The 20,996-nt window shown below is 62.8% G+C and carries 19 protein-coding genes; 18 read left to right on the plus strand and 1 reads right to left on the minus strand.

Annotated features, from left to right (window positions below):
• Positions 1-628: 628 nt before the first annotated feature.
• From GH664_RS09220 to GH664_RS09235, 4 genes are all read left to right on the plus strand, one after another.
• On the plus strand, positions 629-1,897 hold the full coding sequence (locus GH664_RS09220; RefSeq protein WP_153167850.1) for a hypothetical protein: 1,269 nt from the start codon (positions 629-631) through the stop codon (positions 1,895-1,897).
• 39 nt (positions 1,898-1,936) lie between these two features.
• The gene (locus GH664_RS09225) at positions 1,937-3,778 is read left to right on the plus strand and encodes an alpha/beta hydrolase (protein WP_194270367.1); all 1,842 of its coding nucleotides are present in this window, start codon (positions 1,937-1,939) and stop codon (positions 3,776-3,778) included.
• 775 nt (positions 3,779-4,553) lie between these two features.
• Positions 4,554-5,009, plus strand: a complete 456-nt coding sequence (locus tag GH664_RS09230; RefSeq protein WP_153167852.1) for a hypothetical protein — start codon at positions 4,554-4,556, stop codon at positions 5,007-5,009.
• Between the two features lie 193 nt (positions 5,010-5,202).
• Positions 5,203-6,639, plus strand: coding sequence for an IS1182 family transposase (locus GH664_RS09235; RefSeq protein ID WP_153167853.1), 1,437 nt, complete (start codon positions 5,203-5,205; stop codon positions 6,637-6,639).
• 385 nt (positions 6,640-7,024) lie between these two features.
• Here the strand turns inward: GH664_RS09235 and GH664_RS09240 are convergent, their stop codons facing one another.
• Positions 7,025-8,053 (minus strand): ParB/RepB/Spo0J family partition protein, encoded by a 1,029-nt coding sequence (locus GH664_RS09240; RefSeq protein ID WP_096453152.1) that lies wholly within the window; start codon positions 8,051-8,053, stop codon positions 7,025-7,027.
• A gap of 427 nt (positions 8,054-8,480) precedes the next feature.
• Here GH664_RS09240 and GH664_RS09245 point away from each other — a divergent pair, with 427 nt between their 5' ends.
• From GH664_RS09245 to GH664_RS09310, 14 genes are all read left to right on the plus strand, one after another.
• Entirely contained in the window at positions 8,481-8,843 is a 363-nt protein-coding gene (locus GH664_RS09245; RefSeq protein WP_096453077.1) for a transcriptional regulator, read from the plus strand.
• A gap of 299 nt (positions 8,844-9,142) precedes the next feature.
• Positions 9,143-10,102 (plus strand): P-type conjugative transfer ATPase TrbB, encoded by a 960-nt coding sequence (gene trbB, locus GH664_RS09250; protein ID WP_096453079.1) that lies wholly within the window; start codon positions 9,143-9,145, stop codon positions 10,100-10,102.
• Positions 10,103-10,115: 13 nt separating this feature from the next.
• Positions 10,116-10,562, plus strand: coding sequence for a conjugal transfer system pilin TrbC (gene trbC, locus GH664_RS09255; protein ID WP_096453081.1), 447 nt, complete (start codon positions 10,116-10,118; stop codon positions 10,560-10,562).
• A gap of 1 nt (position 10,563) precedes the next feature.
• Entirely contained in the window at positions 10,564-10,875 is a 312-nt protein-coding gene (locus GH664_RS09260; protein WP_096453083.1) for a conjugal transfer protein TrbD, read from the plus strand.
• Complete coding sequence (locus GH664_RS09265) at positions 10,872-13,439, plus strand: VirB4 family type IV secretion/conjugal transfer ATPase (RefSeq protein ID WP_096453085.1); 2,568 nt, start codon at positions 10,872-10,874, stop codon at positions 13,437-13,439. The genes GH664_RS09260 and GH664_RS09265 overlap by 4 nt, the downstream gene beginning before the upstream one ends.
• Positions 13,436-14,236, plus strand: coding sequence for a conjugal transfer protein TrbF (locus GH664_RS09270; protein WP_096453087.1), 801 nt, complete (start codon positions 13,436-13,438; stop codon positions 14,234-14,236). Before GH664_RS09265 ends, GH664_RS09270 begins: the two co-directional genes overlap by 4 nt.
• A 15-nt stretch (positions 14,237-14,251) precedes the next feature.
• Positions 14,252-15,148 carry a P-type conjugative transfer protein TrbG gene (trbG, locus tag GH664_RS09275; RefSeq protein WP_153167854.1) on the plus strand — a complete coding sequence of 299 codons (897 nt, stop codon included), beginning with the start codon at positions 14,252-14,254 and terminating at the stop codon, positions 15,146-15,148.
• Between the two features lie 2 nt (positions 15,149-15,150).
• Positions 15,151-15,639 (plus strand): conjugal transfer protein TrbH, encoded by a 489-nt coding sequence (locus tag GH664_RS09280; protein ID WP_153167855.1) that lies wholly within the window; start codon positions 15,151-15,153, stop codon positions 15,637-15,639.
• Positions 15,640-15,644: 5 nt separating this feature from the next.
• Positions 15,645-17,048: a TrbI/VirB10 family protein gene (locus GH664_RS09285; RefSeq protein WP_153167856.1), complete on the plus strand. Its 1,404-nt coding sequence runs from the start codon at positions 15,645-15,647 to the stop codon at positions 17,046-17,048.
• 18 nt (positions 17,049-17,066) lie between these two features.
• On the plus strand, positions 17,067-17,846 hold the full coding sequence (gene trbJ / locus GH664_RS09290; RefSeq protein ID WP_153167857.1) for a P-type conjugative transfer protein TrbJ: 780 nt from the start codon (positions 17,067-17,069) through the stop codon (positions 17,844-17,846).
• A 17-nt stretch (positions 17,847-17,863) separates the two neighbouring features.
• The gene (gene trbK / locus GH664_RS09295; RefSeq protein WP_153167858.1) at positions 17,864-18,139 is read left to right on the plus strand and encodes an entry exclusion lipoprotein TrbK; all 276 of its coding nucleotides are present in this window, start codon (positions 17,864-17,866) and stop codon (positions 18,137-18,139) included.
• Entirely contained in the window at positions 18,136-19,725 is a 1,590-nt protein-coding gene (gene trbL, locus GH664_RS09300) for a P-type conjugative transfer protein TrbL (RefSeq protein ID WP_153167859.1), read from the plus strand. The genes trbK and trbL overlap by 4 nt, the downstream gene beginning before the upstream one ends.
• A gap of 111 nt (positions 19,726-19,836) precedes the next feature.
• Positions 19,837-20,415: a TrbM/KikA/MpfK family conjugal transfer protein gene (locus GH664_RS09305; protein WP_153167860.1), complete on the plus strand. Its 579-nt coding sequence runs from the start codon at positions 19,837-19,839 to the stop codon at positions 20,413-20,415.
• Between the two features lie 2 nt (positions 20,416-20,417).
• Positions 20,418-20,939, plus strand: a complete 522-nt coding sequence (locus tag GH664_RS09310) for a transglycosylase SLT domain-containing protein (RefSeq protein WP_194270368.1) — start codon at positions 20,418-20,420, stop codon at positions 20,937-20,939.
• Positions 20,940-20,996: the final 57 nt, after the last annotated feature.

Consider the following 20,996-nt stretch of genomic DNA (forward strand, 5'->3'; position numbering starts at 1 on the left):
CAGAAGACGGCCAGCGTCGACTGCGAAAACGAGCTCGGCTGGCGCGTGTCGTTCGGACTGCTCAGGCACGTCGTCGACCTTTGAAGCCCTCCGCTCCGCCGGGGGGCGGGGTTGCTCGGACGGTTACTTCACTCGGAATGGTGCCATTCCGTCAGCCCTCTGTCTGTCTTGTCCAAAGTACGGCGAGAAGCGCGGGCTCGAAGCCCTGCCGTTCCTGGAGGTCGTGCCCAGCCGTTGGACAAAATGGTTCATTTTGTCTAATCACGCCGCGCCATGCCCCTAAACGACCTCTTTGCCGGCCCACTCATGACAGACAGCAGGCGGCCAAGAGCAGTCGATCGTCGTTACATTTCCTTTGCATGCGCTCGGCTACCGCCTATGCTGAATGTAGTTTGCAAGAAGAGTGCGGATTCGCTTTACAGCAGTTTGCCGTCCTTATGCCCCCCGTTGGATATTGCTGGTGGTGCTCTACGTGGAAACGACAATCTCGACGACGCTTTACGGCCTGTCCCTGATATTGAGCGTGGGGTTTTGTCATTCACGGAGTGCTCTTCTATCTTGCACGGGTGAAATTCGAATTAGCGTCATTTCTACGTGCAATCAGCCCACATGACAAAGGGAGATGCCCATGTCAGAGATGTCCTCGATGGCAGACGACGGCCTGGCTCTCCTCGCATGGGCAGTTAGACAAGGCAAGCAGGTGCCGCCGGAACTCTCGGGAGAACTGCTGGCCGCGCCCGACCAACTGGCCGACCTGGACGAAGGCCCGAAGAAGGAAGCGTTCTACAGTGCCATCCAGAGACTGACCGCCCTTTTGCAGACAAGTCCCGCTGAAATTTGGGCCGAAAAGCAACGCGAAGCGCGTCTGGCACAGCAGGTTGTCGACGCACAGCAGCTACTCTCTTATGCAGTTGCCAATGGGAAGGAGATCAATGCTGGTGTTCGTAAGGCCTTGGTCGAATCGGCGGATGCCCTCATGCGGGGAAGTTTGAGGGCAGAAGGTGAGGACCGCTTCCTGCAGGCTTATCAAGAACTGACTAAGACGCTCGCACCGGTGACTTCAGAGACGCTGGAGGCGTCTAGAACCCGCTTTCCAAAGCTTGCGTTGTTGCTTACCCATCCGACCGAGTTCGTTAGCGGACTCGCCGTCGCCACTGGTGGCCGATTCTTGCACTCCCTGTTCTTCGTCTGCGTGTTGGTCGTGACTGGATTTGTACTCGCCTATTTCGCAGTGGGATCCACCACGCTCGCACGATACGATGAAGTGATTCAAATCGCCCAGATGGCGAAAGATTCCGCACGAACGAAGCAACTCGCGGTGCTCGGTGCCACACGAGCGCTCGAAACTGCAAGGGCAGGCACAGAGGCCGAACTAGAGAAAGCGCAGGCCGAGTTGGATAGGACCAAGGATGAGTTGACGCAGAGCGAGGTCACGTTGAAGGAAACCGATGCCGAGATGATTGGATTGCGTAATCGGCTGACAACTTGGATCAAACCGATTTGCGGCATGGTGGGGATGGCCGGCGCGTGCGGTTCTGAAGATAGGCCCGCTAGCACGTTAGTTTTTGATGCGCAAGTCATCCGCGATCAACTCGCTCAGATAATGTTGCCGATGCTGCTCGGCTTTCTCGGTGCGCACACCTTCGTGCTGCGCAATATGAGCCTCGACATCAGCAAGCGATCGTTTGCACCTGGTTCCTCAATTCATCACATGATCCGCCTCTTCCTAGGAGCTATGGCTGGAATTGCTTCGGGATGGATGCTGAAGCCTGAAACAATCGGCTTGCTCAGCAGCGCCCCTGCCTGGACTCTCGCCTTTATCGCTGGATACAGCGTGGAACTCGTATTTTCGTTTATGGACAGGATCGTAAGTGCCTTCAGTAACAAACCCCTATGAATTGATGTGCAACGCGTATCCTTGATGAGGACCGAGACTATGGAAGCGCATCAGTCTGCCCGCCCCACAGACAAAAACAAGCATCGCCTTCTAGTGGTCGCATTGAGAGGCTGGACCAACGCGAATGATCTGCTGCCAAAACTAACGGGAGACCCTGGCGGCGAGTATCCGAAAGCGTTTCTCCAGTTTGTTGAGTCGACGCTCCAGGAAAAATATGAGGTGGATCTATGGGTACCCGAGTTGCCACTTGCAATGTTTTCCGTGGCAGATCCAGCGGAGATAGTCGCGCAGATTGTGGATGACCTGAGCAAGAAAACTGAGGCGAAGGACTATGATGAAATTCAACTACTTGGGTTCAGCACAGGCGCACTCTTGGCACGCGGGGTCTTCTGCGCGGGCCATGGTGCGAGCGACGCGGGAGAAGTATGTCCCGAACACCGAAAGAGATGGGCCTCCTTAATCACTCGGATCGTGTATATATCGGCGATAACGCGTGGTTGGGAGATATCATCCGCCACACCGATGCGCTTCCGCTTGGTAAGTCCTCTGCTGAATTTTTTTGCGCACGCTTGGGGAATCTGGCACAAGCTATCGCACATTCACTCCTTTTCGCTCCGCAACTTGTTCGAGCCAATGGTGCTGATACATAAAGTGAAAAGGGGCGCTCCGTTTGTCACGCTAACTCAGCTTCAGTTTCTCGCAGTCCATCGCTCATTGATCGATGCTGGGCGCCCGGAACCGACAATTGTGTACCTCCTCGGATCACAGGATGAGTTTGTATCTCCGGCCGACGCGATGGATTTCGGGCCACGGGCTTGCTCAAATTATTTAGAAGTCCCGAATAGCAGGCATTTCGACCTATTGCGCCTTGAGGGGGACGGTGATAGGCCAAATGCACGCGTGGCAGTCCTACGTGAGGCGCTTCTAGCCTCACAAGAGACCTTGGCTCAGAGTCGATACAAAGTAGATCAGGAAGACTTGGACAGCAATCTTGACATCCTCGACCGGCCGCGTCGAGACGGTCCGTCGGAGGAATTTCCAAATGTAAATGTAGCCGTCATAATTGTTCATGGCATTCGCGATCACGGCTTCTGGACGAAGCGAGTCGCGCGCTGGGTTAAGAAAGTAGGCGCCGAAAAGGGCTTGATCGTTCGCGCACCATCCCCTAGTTACGGCTATTTCTCTGCGTGGGATTTCATCCGCCCGAGCGGCCGATTGGATGCGACCTATTGGTTCATGGAGCGGTACGTCCAAGTCAAAGCGGTGTATCCAGAGGCCAAAATTTCGTTCATCGGACACAGTAACGGAACCTTCCTCGCAGCAAGAGCGATGGAACTCTGCAAGGCGATCAAGCTGGATAACGTCGTGTTTGCCGGCTCAGTCGTTCGCTCGACGTTCGAGTGGCCCGTCATTCTTTCCATCAGCGCAAAGAGAGTTTTTAATGTCACGGCATCCAAGGATTTCGTTGTTCGGATGCTTCCCGGCTTCGTCGAACGGCTGGGGCTTTCTTTCATGCAATGCGGAGGCGCTGGTTATTTCGGATTCCGCGATTCCGCCACAATCGCCGACAATCGAGTGAAACAACTCGGAGTCCATGGTAATCATAGCGCAGGCATATCGGAAAACCATTGGGAGCGTCTGGCCAGAGCGGCTGTTAATGGCACGGTGACCGAGTCTAGCGCGTCAGAGTTGCCGGCTGCGCTATCGCGATCCATGCACGGGACGTTGCTCGTCGACCTCGCACTGATTGCGATCGTCGGTGGGATACTGTCTCTGCTTGTCCGGTTACTTATCGTCGTCTTACCGAATTCAATCCCCATTGAGACCATGGTCGCCGTGGTTGGCAGCCTTATTATCTACCGAGCTGCCAAATTCCTTTGAGGAAATACCCCTCCGCCCTCATCATCACCTCAGCTTAAATATAGTTCAACTATTGATGGCGACGTGTCCTTGCGGTGATCGAGAGATCAAATGTGACAGAAGCGAAACGGTGAAAACTCCGTTCAGGAAGTAGGCATTGAGCAGGCGCGATGCCAAGTGATCGGAGCGGTTGAGCAGACCGATTACATTACCGGCCCAGGAAAGCAGGATTCAACGACGTGAAGGATCGAGACGGTTTCAGTCATGCAGCCGGCCTATTTTGCAGGTGTGTTTCCTGTTGACTATGATGACAATTGCCGCGACCTTTAGAGCCGACCAAGACAGCCCATCTTGGTATTCCCGTGGGCTCACAAGCGCTTGCGGCCGTCAGTTGCAGCTTCATGCTGGACGGCACCTTTCGTACAGCCCCTCCGTCCGCTTCGGGTCGGCCTGAGACGCTCGTGGGTGGCCTTCCGAGGTGCTGCGTGGGTTCGGGGCCCTGGGGCTCTCAGTCCGGCCAGGAGCTGCCGGTGAGCGTTGGCGCTCGTAAGCCAACATCCACAATCCGCATGCAGTATGCTTCTCGCGTTAGGCCTACCCCCGACGAGTACCTGAACCGGGATCTGAAAACTACGATACGCTCCGGTCCAATTGCCAGGACCGCAGCACCACTCCTTGAAACGGCGCACATGTGCATGCAGCGCATTGCTGCGATGCCGAAACAAGTGGGGTCGTATTTTAGCCATGAGTACGTTCGGTATGCCCAGTCAATTAACTATTTGCCTGCCTGGTTAATGTGACTGCACCTCTTGTTTGGACGATCTGCCTCTCGTGCGTCAATACACAGATCGAGGAAGGGGCGCTGTATCTTGGGCGTGTGCAATTTGCCTCAGAAGAAGAAGCCCTGGCGTGCCTTGAACAGATCGAACGTGACGAGAATTCAAGTTATATATGCCAGCTCAGATGCGACGGGTGGGCTGATGCAAGTACCGGCTTAAGTGGGATTGAACATCCTCCAATCCATGTATCTGAGAAGGCAATTGAGAGTCTTCTTGGCGAGCCCCTTTATCCAAAAATAATTCAATGGAAGAGAAAATATAAAGTTCAAAAATTTATTGAAAAAAATGGCCTGCCAATTATTTCAATACTAACCATCATTGGGTTAGCTGCCCTTGGTGCGTCGGAGAATGTCATAGATATATTTCTGAAGATCCTCGAGGTCATTTGGCATCCTTTGACGTCATGGAGATAGAAGTTCACGCGCTAACGATTCCGTCGAGAGGGACCGCCCACAAGCTGCACTTGTGGGCTTTGCGGCTACGGTGGCCCTTCACGGCAAACGTTGAACGTCGGCTTTCCATATCTTCGACTGTCGTCTTTGGGTCCAGGCTGTGTCAAAACCCTAGATATAATATGCACGAGCCGTACATGGATCGGGGACTGTCGTGAAGCGTTTCGTTGAAGGCCAAGACCGTGGTCAAGGCACCCTGCTTCCGGAGCATGTGGATGATTACGTCGCCGAGGACAATCCAGTCCGCGTCATCGACGCCTTTGTCGAGCATCTCGACCTACGCAAACTGGGTTTCGAGCGCGTCGATCGCAGCTTCAATGGACGCCCGGCTTATCATCCTGCCGTATTGCTGAAGATCTACATCTACGGCTACCTCAATCGGATCCAGTCGAGCCGGCGACTTGAGCGCGAGGCGGGACGCAATCTCGAATTGATCTGGCTCACCGGTCGGCTTTGCCCGGATTTCAAGACGATCGCGCGGTTCCGGCAGGACAATGGCCAAGCCATCCGTAACGTCTGCGCACAGTTCGTTGGCGTCTGTCGCAGGTTGAAACTGTTCTCAAACGCCCTCGTCGCGATCGACGGCAGCAAATTCAAGGCGGTCAACAACCGGGACCGCAACTTTACCGCCAACAAGATCGATCGCCGCCGCGAGCAGATCGAAGCGAGCATCGAGCGCTACCTCGCCGCAATCGAGACGGCGGACCGGCAGAACCCTGACATTGCTGAGGCCAAGACTACACGCCTGCGCGAGAAGATTGCTTGTCTGAAGGAGCAGATGACGCAGCTTGAGGAAATTGAAGCCCGTCTGCAGCAGACGCCCGACAAACAGATCTCGCTCACCGATCCCGATGCACGCTCGATGGCCACCAGTGGTCGTGGCACAGGCATGGTCGGCTACAACGTCCAGACGGCCGTCGATAGCAGGCATCACTTGGTGGTGGCCCACGAGGTAACCAATGTCGGCCATGATCGCACCCAGTTGGCCAAGATGGCGAAGCAGGCAAAGCGCGCGATGGGTGTGAAAGAGTTAAGCGTGGTTGCCGACCGGGGCTATTTCCGGAGTGAGGAATTTCTGGCCTGTGACAAGGCGGGGATTACGGCCTACGTGCCCAAGCCGTTGACATCGAATGCCAAAGCCGATGGGCGGTTCGGCAAGGATGACTTCCTCTACGATCCGGAAAGCGACGAATATCAATGTCCAGCCGGTGAGCGACTGATCTGGCGCTACCACACCGTCGAGAACGGCCAAACGTTGCACCGTTACTGGAGCTCGAACTGCAAGGCGTGCTCATTGAAGCCGAAATGCACCCCTGGCGACCAACGTCGGATCAGCAGGTGGCAGCACGAAGACTTGCTCGAACGCATGCAGCGCAGGCTCGATCGCTCACCAGATGCAATGGCGATCCGGCGCCAAACGGTAGAGCACCCATTTGGCACGTTGAAGGCCTGGATGGGGGCGACCCATTTCCTGACCAAAGGCCTTGAGCGTGTCAGCACGGAAATGAGCTTGCATGTTCTCGCTTACAACATGAAGCGAGTAATGAAAATTCTCGGAAATGCGGCGCTAATCAACGCAGTGAGGGCCTGAAGGAGGCCTTCGTTTCTCTCTCTTTTCGTAATTCAACAGACGGCGAAAGAAACTTGGGACTCGCGTTTCGGTGTTTCCCCTCGGCTGCTCATTCTCTCAACGACTTTTGACACAGCCTGGGTCGATACGAGACTGTCGCAGGCGGTTCGCTGAGCCGCTGAGCGGGTTAAGGGGAAACGCCCACGTCAGATACATGTACGGGTCAGTAACCCAACGGCGGCGCCGAATCGACGTTTGCTGTTTCTTGCTGCAGATCAGCCCTGCGGGACTTGATTGCGATGGATGGACGCTGTTGCCCTGTCGATCCACGCGATCCCTGGCCGCTCTCCCTCGACCCGCTGGCGGTACCGAGCCAATGTTCGAGTTTTTCCACTCGGGCTCACCGTCAGCCTTCGATCAGCGCCACCAGTTTCATGTCTGCCAGGCGGGCTTCGACCTTATTCCCGCCATCCTCGTAGGTTAGCCAGGCCCACCCCTCGGTCGATGGGCGCTTGCTGAGGATTAGCCGGGCCCGCCGCCCGCGGTGTTCGACCTGGATGATGGCCCGCTTGAGCATGTCAGGGCCGGCCTTGCTTCTGGCGCCCGTCCTGTCCGGGCGCGGAGTCTCCCCTTCGCCCTGCAAATGAGATCCGTCCCCGAGGAGGTCATCGATACCTGCGTCGTGCTCGTCATCATGATGGCGCTTTTCCGCCAGGAACTCGCGCAGCATCCTGACCGACCCGCGCGTGAGTTCCTGGGTCTCGTCGGAGAGCCAGGCGCCAACTTCCGCCGGATATCGTTTGAAGGCGGTGACCAGTTCGTTGACCACGGTCACATCGCTTGCCCGGCCGCTGCTGAACGCGCGTGCGATGGGATCGGGCAGATCGAGAAGCGTCACATGCTGGGTGACGAACGCCGGGGATTTCCCGATCTCGCGGGCGATGTCGCTCTTCTTCTTGCCGCTCGAGAGTTCGCGACCGATGAAATCGGCGATCTCACGCGCGGTGAGCTCGTTGCGCTGCAGGTTCTCGATCACCTGATCGGCGTGGCTGTAGTCGTTGTCGATGAAGGCGGGGATAGTTGTCTTCCCCGCCCAGATCGATGCACGGTATCGCCGCGCGCCGTGGTTGATGAGGTAGCGCCCCTCGCGCTCCGGATGCTCACGCACCGAAATCGGCGACTTCACGCCCCGGATCTGGATAGTCTGGCCGATCTCAGCAATGCTCTGCGCCGAAAAACCGGGGTTGTCGGCCGTGCGCGGCTGCTGCGGATCTTCGTCGATCAGCTCGAGCGGCAGCTCCAGCGGGCGCCCGATGCGCACGAAGGCTTCCGACGGGCCCGGTTGCCGTGAGGGCTTGTCGTTACCTGCGGTGTCCGATGCGGATGCCCGGGGCCTCTCATCGGCTTTCGTCCTGGCATTCTTCACGCGGCTCATGGTGTGCTCTCCCATTTTCTTGTTGTCCGCGCAGGGTCACGGGTTGAACGCGGTGCGCGAGCGCGCTTTGGCCTCCCCCCTCGCTTCCGCCTTCATGGCCCAGGGGGTGTGTTGCCCGCCTGTGGGTCTGGGGTCACGCCACGCGCGTTACCGCTTCGAATGGGACCCGTCGGCGCCAGCGCAAGCTCCTCAAGCCCGGCAGGCCGTGCCTCCGCAGGCGGCGAAGCGGTCGGCGGGAGTGACGCATTCCGCGTGTCCGATCGTCGGCGCGCAGGTAAAATCGCGGGTTGACGAGAACAGGTCATGCCATACGCATTGTTTGAGACCCTCGCCCGACGCCACGCTGTGTGTGCGCAGGGTGTGCGGCGAAAAAACAATGCGATTTTAGCGGCTAAAGCCGAACGCGTGCAGCCAGAAGGCCCGAGCCTTGTACAACTACATCTTCTTCACGAACGTGCTGCGCGTCCTCGATGAGCTGCAGATGACCAAGCACGACCTCGCCGAAAAGTCCGGCGTGTCCATCTCTTTTCTCTCCGACATCACCACCGGCAAGGGCAACCCGTCGCTCAAAGTGATGGAGGACATCGCCCGCGCGCTGCAGACGCCGCTGCCGCTGCTGCTCGAAGTCACCGATCTGGATCCGGCCTCGCTCGAGGCGCTCGCCGGTGGCAAGGTCCCCAGCAGCCTGCCGCCCGGCTACGAACGGGTGGCGGCCGTCCTGCCCGAGCACCAGGCCTTCATCGTCAGGAAGTGGGCCGAGGCGGCCCAGAAGAAACTCAGGAAGTCGTAACGCCAGGGGTAGGGCGACGCAGCGGCACGAACGGGCAGACGCCCGCGTTTTAGCGGCTAAAGCGTGCCACAGCGGCACAGTCGCCTCTGGATGCCGCGCGTCCACAGCCTTTTCTCGCCCACGCACTCGTGCCCCCGGACGGCCGGCGGCCACGGTCGTGCTGCGCGCCCGTCTATTCACGCAGGATAATCAGGCCGCAACATTTTCGTCAAAACATTTTTCTTGAACTGCAAAATAGTTCGGTATATCGTTTAACAAAGTTCGGTGCCAACACAATGGCATTGTAGCCGGGGGAGACGATGTCCGAACAGCCTGAAGCCATCAGCATCCGCGAGCGTGCCCGGCGCAAGCTCGAACGCGACATGGGGCCGGCGTTCCTGGCGGCGCTGCACGACCCGAAGACCGTCGAACTCATGCTCAACGCGGATGGCCGCCTGTGGCAGGAGCGGCTGGGCGAGCCGATGCGCTGCATCGGCACGATGCGGCTGGCCCAGGCACAGGCCATCATCGAGACGGTCGCCGGCTACCACGGCAAGGAAGTCACCCGCCAGAAGCCCATCCTCGAGGGCGAGCTGCCGCTCGACGGGTCACGCTTCGCCGGCCAGCTCCCACCGGTCGTCCCGGCGCCGACCTTCGCCATTCGCAAGCGCGCGCTGGCCATCTTCACGCTGGATGAGTACGTCGCAGCCGGCGTGATGAGTTCCCACCAGCGCGACGTGCTGGTCGAGGCGGTGCGTGCGCACCGCAACATCCTCGTCGTGGGCGGCACCGGCAGCGGCAAGACCACGCTGGTCAATGCCATCATCGATCAGATGGTGGCCCATGACCCGGGCGAGCGGGTGTTCATCATCGAGGACACCGGCGAGATCCAGTGCGCCGCACAGAACTATGTCCAGTATCACACCAGCCTCGATGTGAGCATGACCGCGCTGCTCAGGACGAGCCTGCGCATGCGCCCCGACCGCATCCTGGTCGGCGAGGTCCGCGGTCCGGAAGCGCTCGATCTGCTGATGGCCTGGAACACCGGTCACGAAGGCGGGGCGGCCACCTTGCACGCCAACAGCGCGCGTGCCGGTCTGGACCGTCTGGCGATGCTCATCAGCATGCATCCGGACGCCCCCCGACCCATCGAACCGCTCATTGGCGAGGCCGTGCAGCTCGTCGTGCATATCGCCCGCGTCGACGGGCAGCGCCGTGTGCAGGACATCCTCGCCGTGTCGGGGTTCGACGGCGGCCGCTACCTCACCCACACCCTCTGAAGGAGTCTTACCGATGCCGCTTGCCCTGTCCCCGTTCCGCCTCAAGCACCTCGGGCAGCCCGCCGTGCGTGCGCTCTGCCTGCTCGCACTGCTGGCGCTCGTCCTGCTGGCACCGCAACTGGCCCTCGCTTCGGAGGGCACCGGGGGTTCGTTGCCGTACGAGAGCTGGCTCACGAACCTGCGCAACTCGGTCACCGGACCGGTCGCCTTCACCCTGTCGCTGATCGGCATCGTCGTCGCCGGCGGCATGCTGATCTTCGGCGGTGAGCTCACCGCGTTTTTCCGCACGCTGATTTTCATCGTGCTGGTCATGGCGCTGCTGGTAGGTGCGCAAAACATGATGAGTTCCTTCTTCGGCCGGGGCGCGGAGATCGCCGCGGCAAGCGGGGGCGCGGCCGAAGCCGTGCGGGTGCCGGCCGTGCAGGCCGGTACGGCGATGTCGACGGCGCAGGCGGTGTGACATGGCGCTGCGCACGATCCCGCTTCGCCGCGCCGGCAACCGGCACAACCTCTTCATGGGCGGGGATCGCGAACTGGTGATGTTCGCGGGCCTGCTGGCCGGTGCGCTCATCTTCAGCGCGCAGGACCTGCGCGCCACCGTATTCGGGGTCATGCTGTGGGTGGTGGCGCTCTTCATGCTGCGGCTGATGGCCAAAGCCGATCCGAAGCTGCGCCACGTCTATCTGCGCCACCGCCGCTATAGGGGCTACTACCCGGCGCGTTCGACCCCTTTCCGTGACAACACGGCCGCCCAGGGGAAGCAGTACACATGATCGCGGCCATTGCCTTCGTCGTAGCGGGGCTGGGCGCCGCCTTGCTGCTGATCCTGGTGGCCCGCATCCGCGCGGTCGAGGCCCGGGTGCAGCTCCGGCGGCATCGGTCCCGGGACGCGGGCCTCGCCGATCTGCTCAACTACGCCGCGGTGGTCGATGACGGCGTGATCGTGGGCAAGAACGGTGCCTTCATGGCCGCGTGGTGCTATCGGGGCGAGGACAACGCCAGCCGCACCGATGAGGCGCGCGAGCAGGTGTCGGTTCGCCTCAACCAGGCGCTGGCGGGTCTGGGCAGCGGCTGGATGGTGCATGTCGATGCGGTGCGCCGGCCCGCACCGGGCTACCCCGAGCGCGGGCGTTCGCATTTCCCGGATGCGGTGTCGGCGGCGATCGACGAGGAACGGCGGCGCCTCTTCGAGCGTCTGGGCACGATGTACGAGGGCTATTTCGTGCTGACGCTCACCTGGTTCCCGCCGGTGCTGGCGCAACGCAAGTTCGTCGAGCTGATGTTCGACGACGACGCGATCGCGCCGGACCACACGGCGCGCACGATGAATCTCATCGCGCAGTTCAGGCGCGAGATCGCGGCCATCGAAAGCCGTCTGTCCGCGGCGGTGACGCTCACGCGGCTGCGGGGCGAGCCGAGGGTCGAGGAAGACGGATCGACCGTCACCCATGACGCCTTCCTTGGCTGGCTGCAGTGCTGTCTCACCGGCGCCCATCACCCGGTGCGGCTGCCGGCCAACCCGATGTATCTCGATGCGGTGATCGGTGGTCAGGAGCTGTGGGGCGGGGTGGTGCCACGTATTGGCCGCCAGTTCATTCAGGTGGTGGCGATCGAAGGTTTTCCGCTGGAATCCGCGCCGGGGCTGCTCACCGCCCTGGGCGAGCTGCCGTGCGCCTACCGTTGGTCGAGCCGCTTCATCTTCATGGATCCGCACGAGGCCGTGCGCCACCTCGAGCGCTACCGCAAGAAGTGGCGGCAGAAGGTGCGCGGCTTCTTCGATCAGGTCTTCAACACCCACCTCGGACCCATCGATCAGGATGCGCTGTCGATGGTCGCCGACGCTGAAGCGGCGATCGCCGAGGTCAATAGCGGCCTGGTGGCGCAGGGCTACTACACCAGCGTGGTGGTGCTGATGGACGAGGATCGGGATGCGCTCGAGGCCTCGGCCCGCCTGATCGAGAAGGCGATCAACCGGCTGGGCTTTGTGGCCCGCATCGAGACGATCAACACGCTCGATGCTTTTCTGGGGAGCCTGCCCGGTCACGGCGTCGAGAACGTGCGCCGGCCGCTCATCAACACGATGAACCTGGCCGATCTGCTGCCGACCTCCTCGATCTGGACCGGCAGCCCGGAGGCGCCTTGCCCGCTCTATCCGTCGGGCGCGCCTGCGCTGATGCACGGCGTGACGCAGGGGGCCACGCCGTTCCGGCTGAACCTGCACGTGCGCGATCTCGGCCATACCTTTATGTTCGGCCCGACCGGCGCGGGCAAATCCGCGCACCTGGCGCTGATCGCCGCGCAGTTGCGCCGCTATGCGGGCATGTCGATCTATGCGTTCGACAAGGGTCTGTCGCTCTACGCGCTCACCCGCGCGGTCGGCGGACAGCACTACGCGGTCGCCTCCGACGACGGGCGGCTCGCCTTCTGCCCGCTGCAGTTCCTCGAGTCCAGAGGGGATCGTGCCTGGGCCATGGAGTGGATCGAGACGGTTCTGGCGCTCAACGGCGTGGAGGCCACGCCGGCCCAGCGCAACGAGATCGGTCACGCCATCCTGAGCATGCAGCGCAGTGGCGCGCGCACGCTGTCCGAATTTTCGGTGACGATCCAGGACGAAGCGATCCGCCAGGCGATCCGGCAGTACACGGTCGATGGCGCGATGGGCCACCTGCTCGACGCCGAGGAAGACGGCCTGGCGCTGGCCGGTTTCACCACCTTCGAGCTTGAGGAGCTGCTCGCGCTCGGCGAGAAATATGCGCTGCCGGTACTGCTGTATCTGTTCCGTCGCATCGAGCGCAGCCTGAGCGGCCAGCCCGCGGCGATCCTGCTGGACGAAGCCTGGGTGATGCTGGGGCATCCGGTGTTTCGCGCCAAGATCCGCGAATGGCTCAAGGTGCTGCGTAAGGCCAACTGCCTCGTGCTGATGGCGACCCAGAGCCTGTCGGATGCGGCCAACAGCGGGCTGCTCGACGTGATCGTGGAATCCACCGCGACCAAGATCTTCCTGCCCAATGTTTTCGCACGCGATCCGGACACGGCGGCGCTCTACCGGCGCATGGGCCTGAACACGCGGCAGATCGAGATCCTGGCGAGCGCGGTGCCCAAGCGCCAGTACTACTACGTGTCCGAGTCCGGCCACCGGCTCTACGAGCTGGCGCTGGGCCCGATCGCACTCGCCTTTGTTGGGGCAACCGACAAGGCATCGGTGGCCGCCATCCAGCGCCTCGAGGCGCGCGTCGGCGAGCGCTGGGTGCACGAATGGCTGGCCGCCAGGGGCCTGACGATCAACGATCAACGCGACGACGGGGACCCCGTCGATGCAATCCGGGAGGCCGCATGAGTCTGGCTGATACCGTCAAGGGGTGGCGCTTCCGGCGGCCGTCCGCATCGGGGCGCGACGCGACCGCGCCGTCGCACGGCTCTGAGGCGCCCGCATCGGGCGATTCGCCCGGCGCGCGGCGCACTGGCGACACCGACAACCCGTATCTCGCGGCGCGGCGCACCTGGAACGAGCATGTCGGCTCGGTGATCGCTCAAACCCAGACTTGGCAGGTGATCGGCCTGCTGTCGCTGCTGATCGCGCTGGCGGCCGTCGGTGGGCTGATCCACATCGGCAGCCAGTCGAAGTTCATCCCCTACGTGGTGGAAGTCGACAAGCACGGCCAGACGGTGGCTGCCGGACCGCTGACCGCCGCCGCGAAGGCCGACCCGCGCGTGGTGCATGCCGCGGTGGCCGAGTTCATTGGGGACGCCCGCATCGTGACGCCCGATGTGGCCCTGCAGCGCAAGGCCGTGTTCCGCGTGTATGCCAAGCTCGCGCCCAACGATCCGGCCACCGCGAAGATGAACGAGTGGCTCAACGGCCACGCCGAGGCGACTCCGTTCAGGCGCGCGGAAAAGGAAATGGTCAGCGTCGAGATCCGGACCGTCCTGCCCCAATCGCCCGACACCTGGCAGGTCGATTGGGTGGAGACGCGCCGCGACCGGCAGGGCACGGTGATGGGAGAGCCCGCCACGATGCGCGCGCTGGTCACGGTGTACACGGCTGAAGTGTCCGGCCAGACGACTGACGAGCAGTTGCGCAACAACCCGATGAGCCTGTTCGTCCGCGACTTCGCCTGGTCGCGGATTCTGTGAAGTGAGGGGGCGACGATGCAAAAGCACCTGTGTGCGGTGATCCTCGGCGCGATGGTGGGTGCGCCCGTGGTGGCGGCGCCCGGCGACGAGCTGGCCGACAAGTACTTCTCCGGGAAGAGCCCGGAACTGACCGCGCCCGAGCGCGAGGCGTTGCGTATCGCCAAGCGGTGGGGCGGCAGTGCGGCGTCGGGCGTGAAGCCGGTGGCGGGTCCGGACGGAGCGGTGCGCTTTCTCTTTGGGGCGCAGCAGCCCAGCATCGTGTGTGCGGTGCTGCAGGTCTGCGATATCGCCCTGCAGGCGGGCGAGCAGGTCAATTCGATTCATCTGGGCGACACCGCGCGCTGGACCGTCGAGCCCGCGATCACCGGCAGTGGCGCGACCGAGACCCAGCACCTGATCGTGAAGCCGATGGATGTGGGCCTGATGACAAGCCTCGTCATCACCACCAACCGGCGCACCTATCACCTGAAGCTGCGCTCGCACCGCACCGAGTACATGCCGCAGGTCGCGTTCACCTACCCTGAGGAGGCGCACGCCAAATGGGAGGCGATCCGCAGCCGAGAGGCGCGCGAGCGTGACGCCCAGACGCTGCCGCACACCGGCGAATACCTCGGGAATCTGTCCTTCGACTACGAGGTGGCGGGCGCCGCGCGCTGGAAACCGGTGCGCGTCTATAACGACGGTCGCAAGACCATCATCGAGATGCCCGTTTCGATGGCTCACACCGAGGCGCCGACCCTGCTGGTCGTGCGCAAGGATGGCGGGCTCTTTACTGAGGATGAAACGGTGCTGGTGAACTATCGCGTCCAGGGCGGGCGTTACATCGTCGACACCGTCTTCGACAAGGCCATCCTGATCGCAGGGGTGGGCGGTGGCCAGGACCGGGTGACCCTCACCCGGACGGGGAAATGACCATGACACGACGTCTCCCCCTGACCGGCCTCGTGCTCGCGGTGTGGGTGCTGGGCGGTTGCGCCACGGGCAGGCCGTACGGCAACTTCGTCGCGACCTCGGCCGCACTCGATCAGCCCGCGCTCGCCGCGCAGGCGACTCGGCAACTGGCAGCGCTGTGGCCGCCGGCCCGGACCCGGTTCGCGCTGACGCAGCCCGCGGCGGACACGTTTGGCGCTGCGCTCGTCGGGCAGTTGCGGGCCGCGGGCTATGCCGTTCAGGAGGCCGTTCCGGCGGCCGCCGCGGGGAGCCCCGCGCTGGGCACGGCGCCGGTCGATCCGGCAGCCGGCTTGACGTCGGAAGCGCTGCCGCTGCATTACGTGCTGGATCACGACGCGGGCACGGACCTCTATCGGCTGACCCTCTCGGTAGGCGAGCAGTCAATCACGCGGGCCTACCTGGCGCAGGGCGGCACGGTGAGACCGGCTGGCGCCTGGGTACGCAGGGAGTGAATTCGATGCGCGACACCGATGATCCCATGGCCCCCGAAGCCTCGCCCGGGACGCTCACGACGCGCTCGGGCGTGCGCCGGGTCAACAATCTGCCGATGTATCTGATGGGGGGCGTCATGGTCGCCTTCCTGGTGATCATGATGATGGTGGCAGCCGATCGGGCGGCCCGGCAGCACACGCCCGCCAGCGAACCGGCCGGGAAAGCGGGCAGCACCGCGATGTTCGCCCGGGAGATCGCGGGCGAGCAGACTGGCGGGATCATTCCCCCCGCCCCCCGACTGATCCCGCCCGCGCTGGACACGGCGCCCGCCCGGGGCTCGGTCTCGGAGCCGATCCTGATCGCCCGCCCGGACGATCTGGACGCGCCGCCCCGGCCGCCCGATCGCAGCGGACCGGTGCAGCCCGCGCGCGATGAGGAAGCCGAGCGCATCCGTATGGCCAAGCTCCAGCGCCTCGAGGAAGCGGCCAGGGCCCGAACCGGTGTGCCCGTCGGCGCCCCGCGCAGTGCCGCTTCCGCGCCGACCGGTGTTGCCGGTTCGTCGTCTTCGCGCGAGGACGTACGGGCGCGGCTCGCGGCGCTGCGCCAACAGGCCGAGGGCGCCCGCGGCGACGATCCCACCGCAGCCTATCAGGCGCGCCTGGCGCAGATCCGCAGCCAGCTCAACACCGGCGCCGGCACCCCGGCCACCAGTGCGGGTGGCGCACCCTCCCTGCTTCAGGGGGCCGGTGGCGGACGTCACGCCCTGGCCTCGTTCGGCCAGGCAGGAGCGGGCGACCGCTGGGCGATGGACGCCCAGCCCGAGGCGCCGCGCACGCCGTTCGAACTGCGAGCCGGGTTCGTCGTGCCTGCGACGCTCATTTCGGGGATCAACTCCGATCTGCCGGGCCAGATCATGGCGCAGGTTGCGCAGCCCGTGTATGACACGCCGACCGGCCGGCATCTGCTGATCCCGCAAGGCGCGCGCCTCATCGGCGCCTACTCGAGCGAGGTTGCCTACGGGCAGGCGCGCGTGCTGGTGGCCTGGCAGCGCATCGTGTTTCCGGACGGCAAGGCGATGGACATCGGGGCGATGCCCGGCGCCGACAGCGCCGGGTACGCCGGCTTCAACGATCAGGTGAACAACCACTACGTGCGCACCTTCGCATCCGCCTTCCTGATGTCGGCGGTGACGGCCGGCATCGCCCTGAGCCAGGACCGGGGCGGGCGCACGGACCATCGCGACACACAGCGTGCCGGCGACGCCCTGAGCGAAGCGCTGGGTCAGCAGCTCGGCCAGGTCACCGCGCAGATGATCGCGAAGAACCTGAACATCTCACCGACGCTCGCGATCCGTCCCGGCTACCGCTTCAACGTGATCGTGACGAAGGACATGACGTTCTCGAAGCCGTACCAGTCATTCGATTACTGACCCGAAGGAGGAGCCCTCATGAAGATGCAATGCCGAGTCGCGCGCGCCGCTCTCGTCGTGGCGCTGGCTGCCGGCCCCGTCACGGCGCATGCCGGCGGGATCCCGGTCATCGACGGGGCGAACCTGTCGCAGACGGTCATGACCGCCATCGAGAGCGTGGCGCAGACGCTCAAGCAGATCGAGCAGTACCAGACCCAGCTCCAGCAGTACGAGAACCAGTTGCAGAACACGGTGGCGCCGGCGGCCTACATCTGGGACCGCGCGCAGGCGACCATCAACGGGCTGATGGACGCGGTCGACACGCTGAACTACTACAAGTCGCAGCTCGGCAGCGTCGATGCGTATCTCGGGAAATTCCAGGACGTCGCCTATTACCGCGGCTCGCCGTGCTTCTCGCCGGCCGGCTGCAGCGACGCCGAGCGGGCCGCCATGCAGGAAAACCGGCGCCTGGCGGCCGAGTCGCAGAAGAAGGCCAACGATGCGCTGTTCCGGGGACTGGACCGGCAGCAGGATGCGCTGAGGGCCGATGCCCGCACGCTGGAGCAGCTTCAGTCGGGCGCCCAGGGGGCGGGCGGTCAGATGCAGGCCCTGGGCTATGCGAATCAGCTTGCGAGCCAGCAGGCCAACCAGCTCCTGCAGATTCGTGCGCTGCTGATTGCCCAGCAGAATGCGGTGGCGGCTCGTATGCAGGCGGAGTCTGATCTTGAAGCCAGGCAACAGGCAGCGCACGTCACGTCGACGGAATCGCGCATCGAACGCACGGCCAGCCCGAAAAACTGGCTTGAACTGACTCGCTGACAGGGAGGTCCGGCGCCATGAACAAGACGATACTGCTTGCAGGCCTCGCAGTGGTGCTACTGGCTGGCTGTGACAGCCACCCAGTCCCTCCTGCCATGCCCGAAGTTAACGACACCAACTGTCAGATCGAGACGATCAAGAAGATCGAGGACAAGGCAACACGCGAAACCTTCGCTGGGTTGTGCTCTCGGCGGCCACCGGCCGGCGGTGGCATTGCGCCGACCGAGAAGCCGATGAACTGGCTGGAACTTGCCAACCCGAAAGACCAGAAGGGGCAGGGGGCGAAGCCATGAACGCCGGGCACAAAGCAGCCTTGAGCGGTGCGGTCCTCACTCTCTACTCGACCGCTGCGGTGGCGCAACTCACGAACCTGGGGATGCTGGACCAAGTGGTGATGGAGTTCGCCACGCGGGCCACGGCTTGGCAGACCGTGGTGATGAATGCCGCCATGTACTTGTTCTGGACGCTTGGAACCATCTCACTAGTCATCACGTTTGGCGTCATGGCGCTTCGAAGGGCCGACATTGGCGAATTCTTCGCCGAGTTCGTCAGATTCATCCTGTTCTTCGGTTTCTTCCTGTGGCTGCTGCGCAACGGCCCGAATTTCGCCAACTCGATCATCCAGTCGCTTTCTCGGATCGGCGAGCAGGCCTCCGGCCTGTCAACGATCACGCCGTCAGGGATCGTCGATGTGGGCTTCATGATTTGGAAGCAGGCGATATCCAGTTTGTCCGCGTGGAGTCCTATTGATAGCTTCGTTGGTGTGGCCTTGAGCGCCGGCATCCTGATTCTGCTGGCTGTCATCGCCGTGAATATTCTGCTGCTGCTCGTATCGGCGTGGCTGCTGGCCTACGCAGGCATCTTCTTCTTGGGGTTCGGCGGCTCGCGTTGGACGTCCGACATCGCGATCAACTACTACAAGACCGTGCTGGGCGTGGCCGTGCAGATCATGACAATGGTGCTGCTGGTCGGCATCGGAAACGACCTCCTTTCCACGTTCTACGCCAAGATGAATAAGGGCGTGCTGAACTTTGAAGAGTTGGGTGTGATGCTGGTTTTCTGTCTGGCGCTGATGCTGCTGGTCAACAAGCTCCCAAGTCTGGTCTCCGGAATCATCACCGGCGCCAGTATCAGCCACGCCGGTATCGGCAGTTTCGGCGCAGGCGCGGCGGTGGGGGCTGCCGGGATGGCGGCGGCTGCAGCGGCAACGGGCAGCGCGATGCTGGCTGCGAGTGCAGCGAATGCCGCTGGCGGGGCACAGGCGTTGATGACAGCGGTCGCGAAGGGCAACGAGAACGTGCAATCCGGCGCCGACGTGCTCACGAGCCTGTGGGGTGGTGGGTACGACGGGGGAGACACGGGCGAGCGAGCCAAGAATCACATGTCGTACGCCGAGGCCGCTGGCATTTCATATCCCAACAGCACCCCGATTGATTCGACAGGGCAGGGTGGGAACGTCAGAGGCAGACAGCAGGCGAGGAACGACCAGTCAGGCAAGACAAGCGCATCTCGGGACCGCGCCGGCTCGAGCAGCGCGCGGAATGTCGAGGATCGTCCGCAACCGGGCTCGAGCGGACTGATGGCCTCAGTCGGGAAAGCTGGATTGATTGCCGCGGACACCGCCGCGAACCTGGCCAAAGGCACCGCACAGGTCGCCAAAGACGCGCTGGCCGGAACCACAGAGGCTGCACTGGACCGCATCGCCGAAACACCAGGCGGCAGGATCGCGGCCGCCATTAAAGGTGCGGCTGCGCCCGAAGGCGCGCATGGCGCGGCGCCGACGTTCGAGGGCAACACCCTCGCGGGCGCAGACACCAGCGACATCGACGTGGAAGCGGAAGTCGCGGCGTTCGTCAATCGCGACACCCGATCCGCATGAGCAGGAACAGCGCGGACTCGTCACGGCAAGGCTGGCACGCCCGGTGAAGGGCAAGGCGGGCGACGCTCACGCTACTGGCAAGAAGCGCAAATCAGCGAGGAGAAACGCACCATGAAAAGGCACCTCTTGGGCATCGCCGTCGCGGCGATGGTCCTCGGCGTAGCGATCCACCCGGCCGGTGCCCAAGAGGCAGAGGAGCTCGCCGGAGACACCCGCCTGGCTTGCGAGGCGATCCTGTGCCTCTCAACAGGCCAACGGCCGAGCGAGTGCACGCCATCACTGAATCGCTACTTCGGCATCATCAAGCGGAAACTCTCCGACACGCTCGAGGCCCGGCAGAATTTCCTCGAGCAATGTCCGGTCGCCCATCAGACGCCGCAGATGTCGGCCCTGATTCGTGCCGTCTCGCGCGGTGCCGGTCGGTGTGATGCGGCCTCGCTCAATCGAACGCTGCAACGGTGGAGCGGTGACGACGGCGGAGAGATCTCGATCAGCGACAGACTCCCGGAGTACTGCGCGGCGTACACCGGGCACGCCTACACCGACTTCAGCCAGACGCGACCCCGGTACGTGGCGACGCCCGAGAGCGGGGGCTATTGGGTCGAAGCCCAAGACTACGAGCGAGCCCTTGCGGAGTACAACGCGCGCCGGGAAGCAGCGCGCCGTAGCGAGGGGTGGGGAGATCGCTAGACATGCTGTCCTTCGTTGCCGATATGCCGCCGCTGGAGCAGGAAAGGATCCTGTGTTCGATTTCTTCCGCGGTGAAGTACGCCGTGCCGGCCAACATCGTGCTGGCTGTTGCCGAGAAGGAGGGCGGCAAGCCGGGCCAGTGGGTCCGCAACACGAATGGCACCCATGATGTTGGTGCGATGCAGTTCAATACGGCGTACCTACGCGAGCTGGCGCGCTACGGCATCGCGGCGGACGACGTTGCGGCCGCAGGCTGCTACGCGTTCGAGCTGGCCGCCTGGCGGTTGCGAAAGCACCTTCGGAACGACCAGGGCGACCTCTGGACGCGCGCCGCGAACTACCACTCCCGTACACCTCGATTCAACGCCGTGTATCGCACTGACCTGATGAAGAAGGCGGCAAAGTGGGCCGATTGGCTGGAAGCCCGGTTTGTCACGGTAGACGTGACCCGGGCGGACGCGACGCCATCAATGCCGATGGCAAATGCGGCGAATGCGCCGGCGGCGCTGACTGCGCGGCGATAACCCTGTTTGCATTCATCCAGAGCCCCCGAGTTCGACCTGGACGACACGTTTCTGAGT

The organism is Thauera sp. 2A1 (genome assembly GCF_009469595.2).
GTDB lineage: Bacteria > Pseudomonadota > Gammaproteobacteria > Burkholderiales > Rhodocyclaceae > Thauera.

Excerpts from the sequence above, each read along its gene's own strand:
- GH664_RS09225 (WP_194270367.1), top strand. The coding sequence starts at position 1,937 with ATGGAAGCGCATCAGTCTGCCCGCCCCACAGACAAAAACAAGCATCGC.
- trbB (WP_096453079.1), top strand. The coding sequence starts at position 9,143 with ATGTCCGAACAGCCTGAAGCCATCAGCATCCGCGAGCGTGCCCGGCGC.
- GH664_RS09280 (WP_153167855.1), top strand. The coding sequence starts at position 15,151 with ATGACACGACGTCTCCCCCTGACCGGCCTCGTGCTCGCGGTGTGGGTG.
- GH664_RS09310 (WP_194270368.1), top strand. The coding sequence starts at position 20,418 with ATGCTGTCCTTCGTTGCCGATATGCCGCCGCTGGAGCAGGAAAGGATC.
- trbJ (WP_153167857.1), top strand. The coding sequence starts at position 17,067 with ATGAAGATGCAATGCCGAGTCGCGCGCGCCGCTCTCGTCGTGGCGCTG.
- GH664_RS09220 (WP_153167850.1), top strand. The coding sequence starts at position 629 with ATGTCAGAGATGTCCTCGATGGCAGACGACGGCCTGGCTCTCCTCGCA.
- trbC (WP_096453081.1), top strand. The coding sequence starts at position 10,116 with ATGCCGCTTGCCCTGTCCCCGTTCCGCCTCAAGCACCTCGGGCAGCCC.
- GH664_RS09270 (WP_096453087.1), top strand. The coding sequence starts at position 13,436 with ATGAGTCTGGCTGATACCGTCAAGGGGTGGCGCTTCCGGCGGCCGTCC.
- GH664_RS09305 (WP_153167860.1), top strand. The coding sequence starts at position 19,837 with ATGAAAAGGCACCTCTTGGGCATCGCCGTCGCGGCGATGGTCCTCGGC.
- GH664_RS09240 (WP_096453152.1), bottom strand. The coding sequence starts at position 8,053 with ATGAGCCGCGTGAAGAATGCCAGGACGAAAGCCGATGAGAGGCCCCGG.
- GH664_RS09260 (WP_096453083.1), top strand. The coding sequence starts at position 10,564 with ATGGCGCTGCGCACGATCCCGCTTCGCCGCGCCGGCAACCGGCACAAC.
- GH664_RS09285 (WP_153167856.1), top strand. The coding sequence starts at position 15,645 with ATGCGCGACACCGATGATCCCATGGCCCCCGAAGCCTCGCCCGGGACG.
- GH664_RS09265 (WP_096453085.1), top strand. The coding sequence starts at position 10,872 with ATGATCGCGGCCATTGCCTTCGTCGTAGCGGGGCTGGGCGCCGCCTTG.
- trbK (WP_153167858.1), top strand. The coding sequence starts at position 17,864 with ATGAACAAGACGATACTGCTTGCAGGCCTCGCAGTGGTGCTACTGGCT.
- trbL (WP_153167859.1), top strand. The coding sequence starts at position 18,136 with ATGAACGCCGGGCACAAAGCAGCCTTGAGCGGTGCGGTCCTCACTCTC.
- trbG (WP_153167854.1), top strand. The coding sequence starts at position 14,252 with ATGCAAAAGCACCTGTGTGCGGTGATCCTCGGCGCGATGGTGGGTGCG.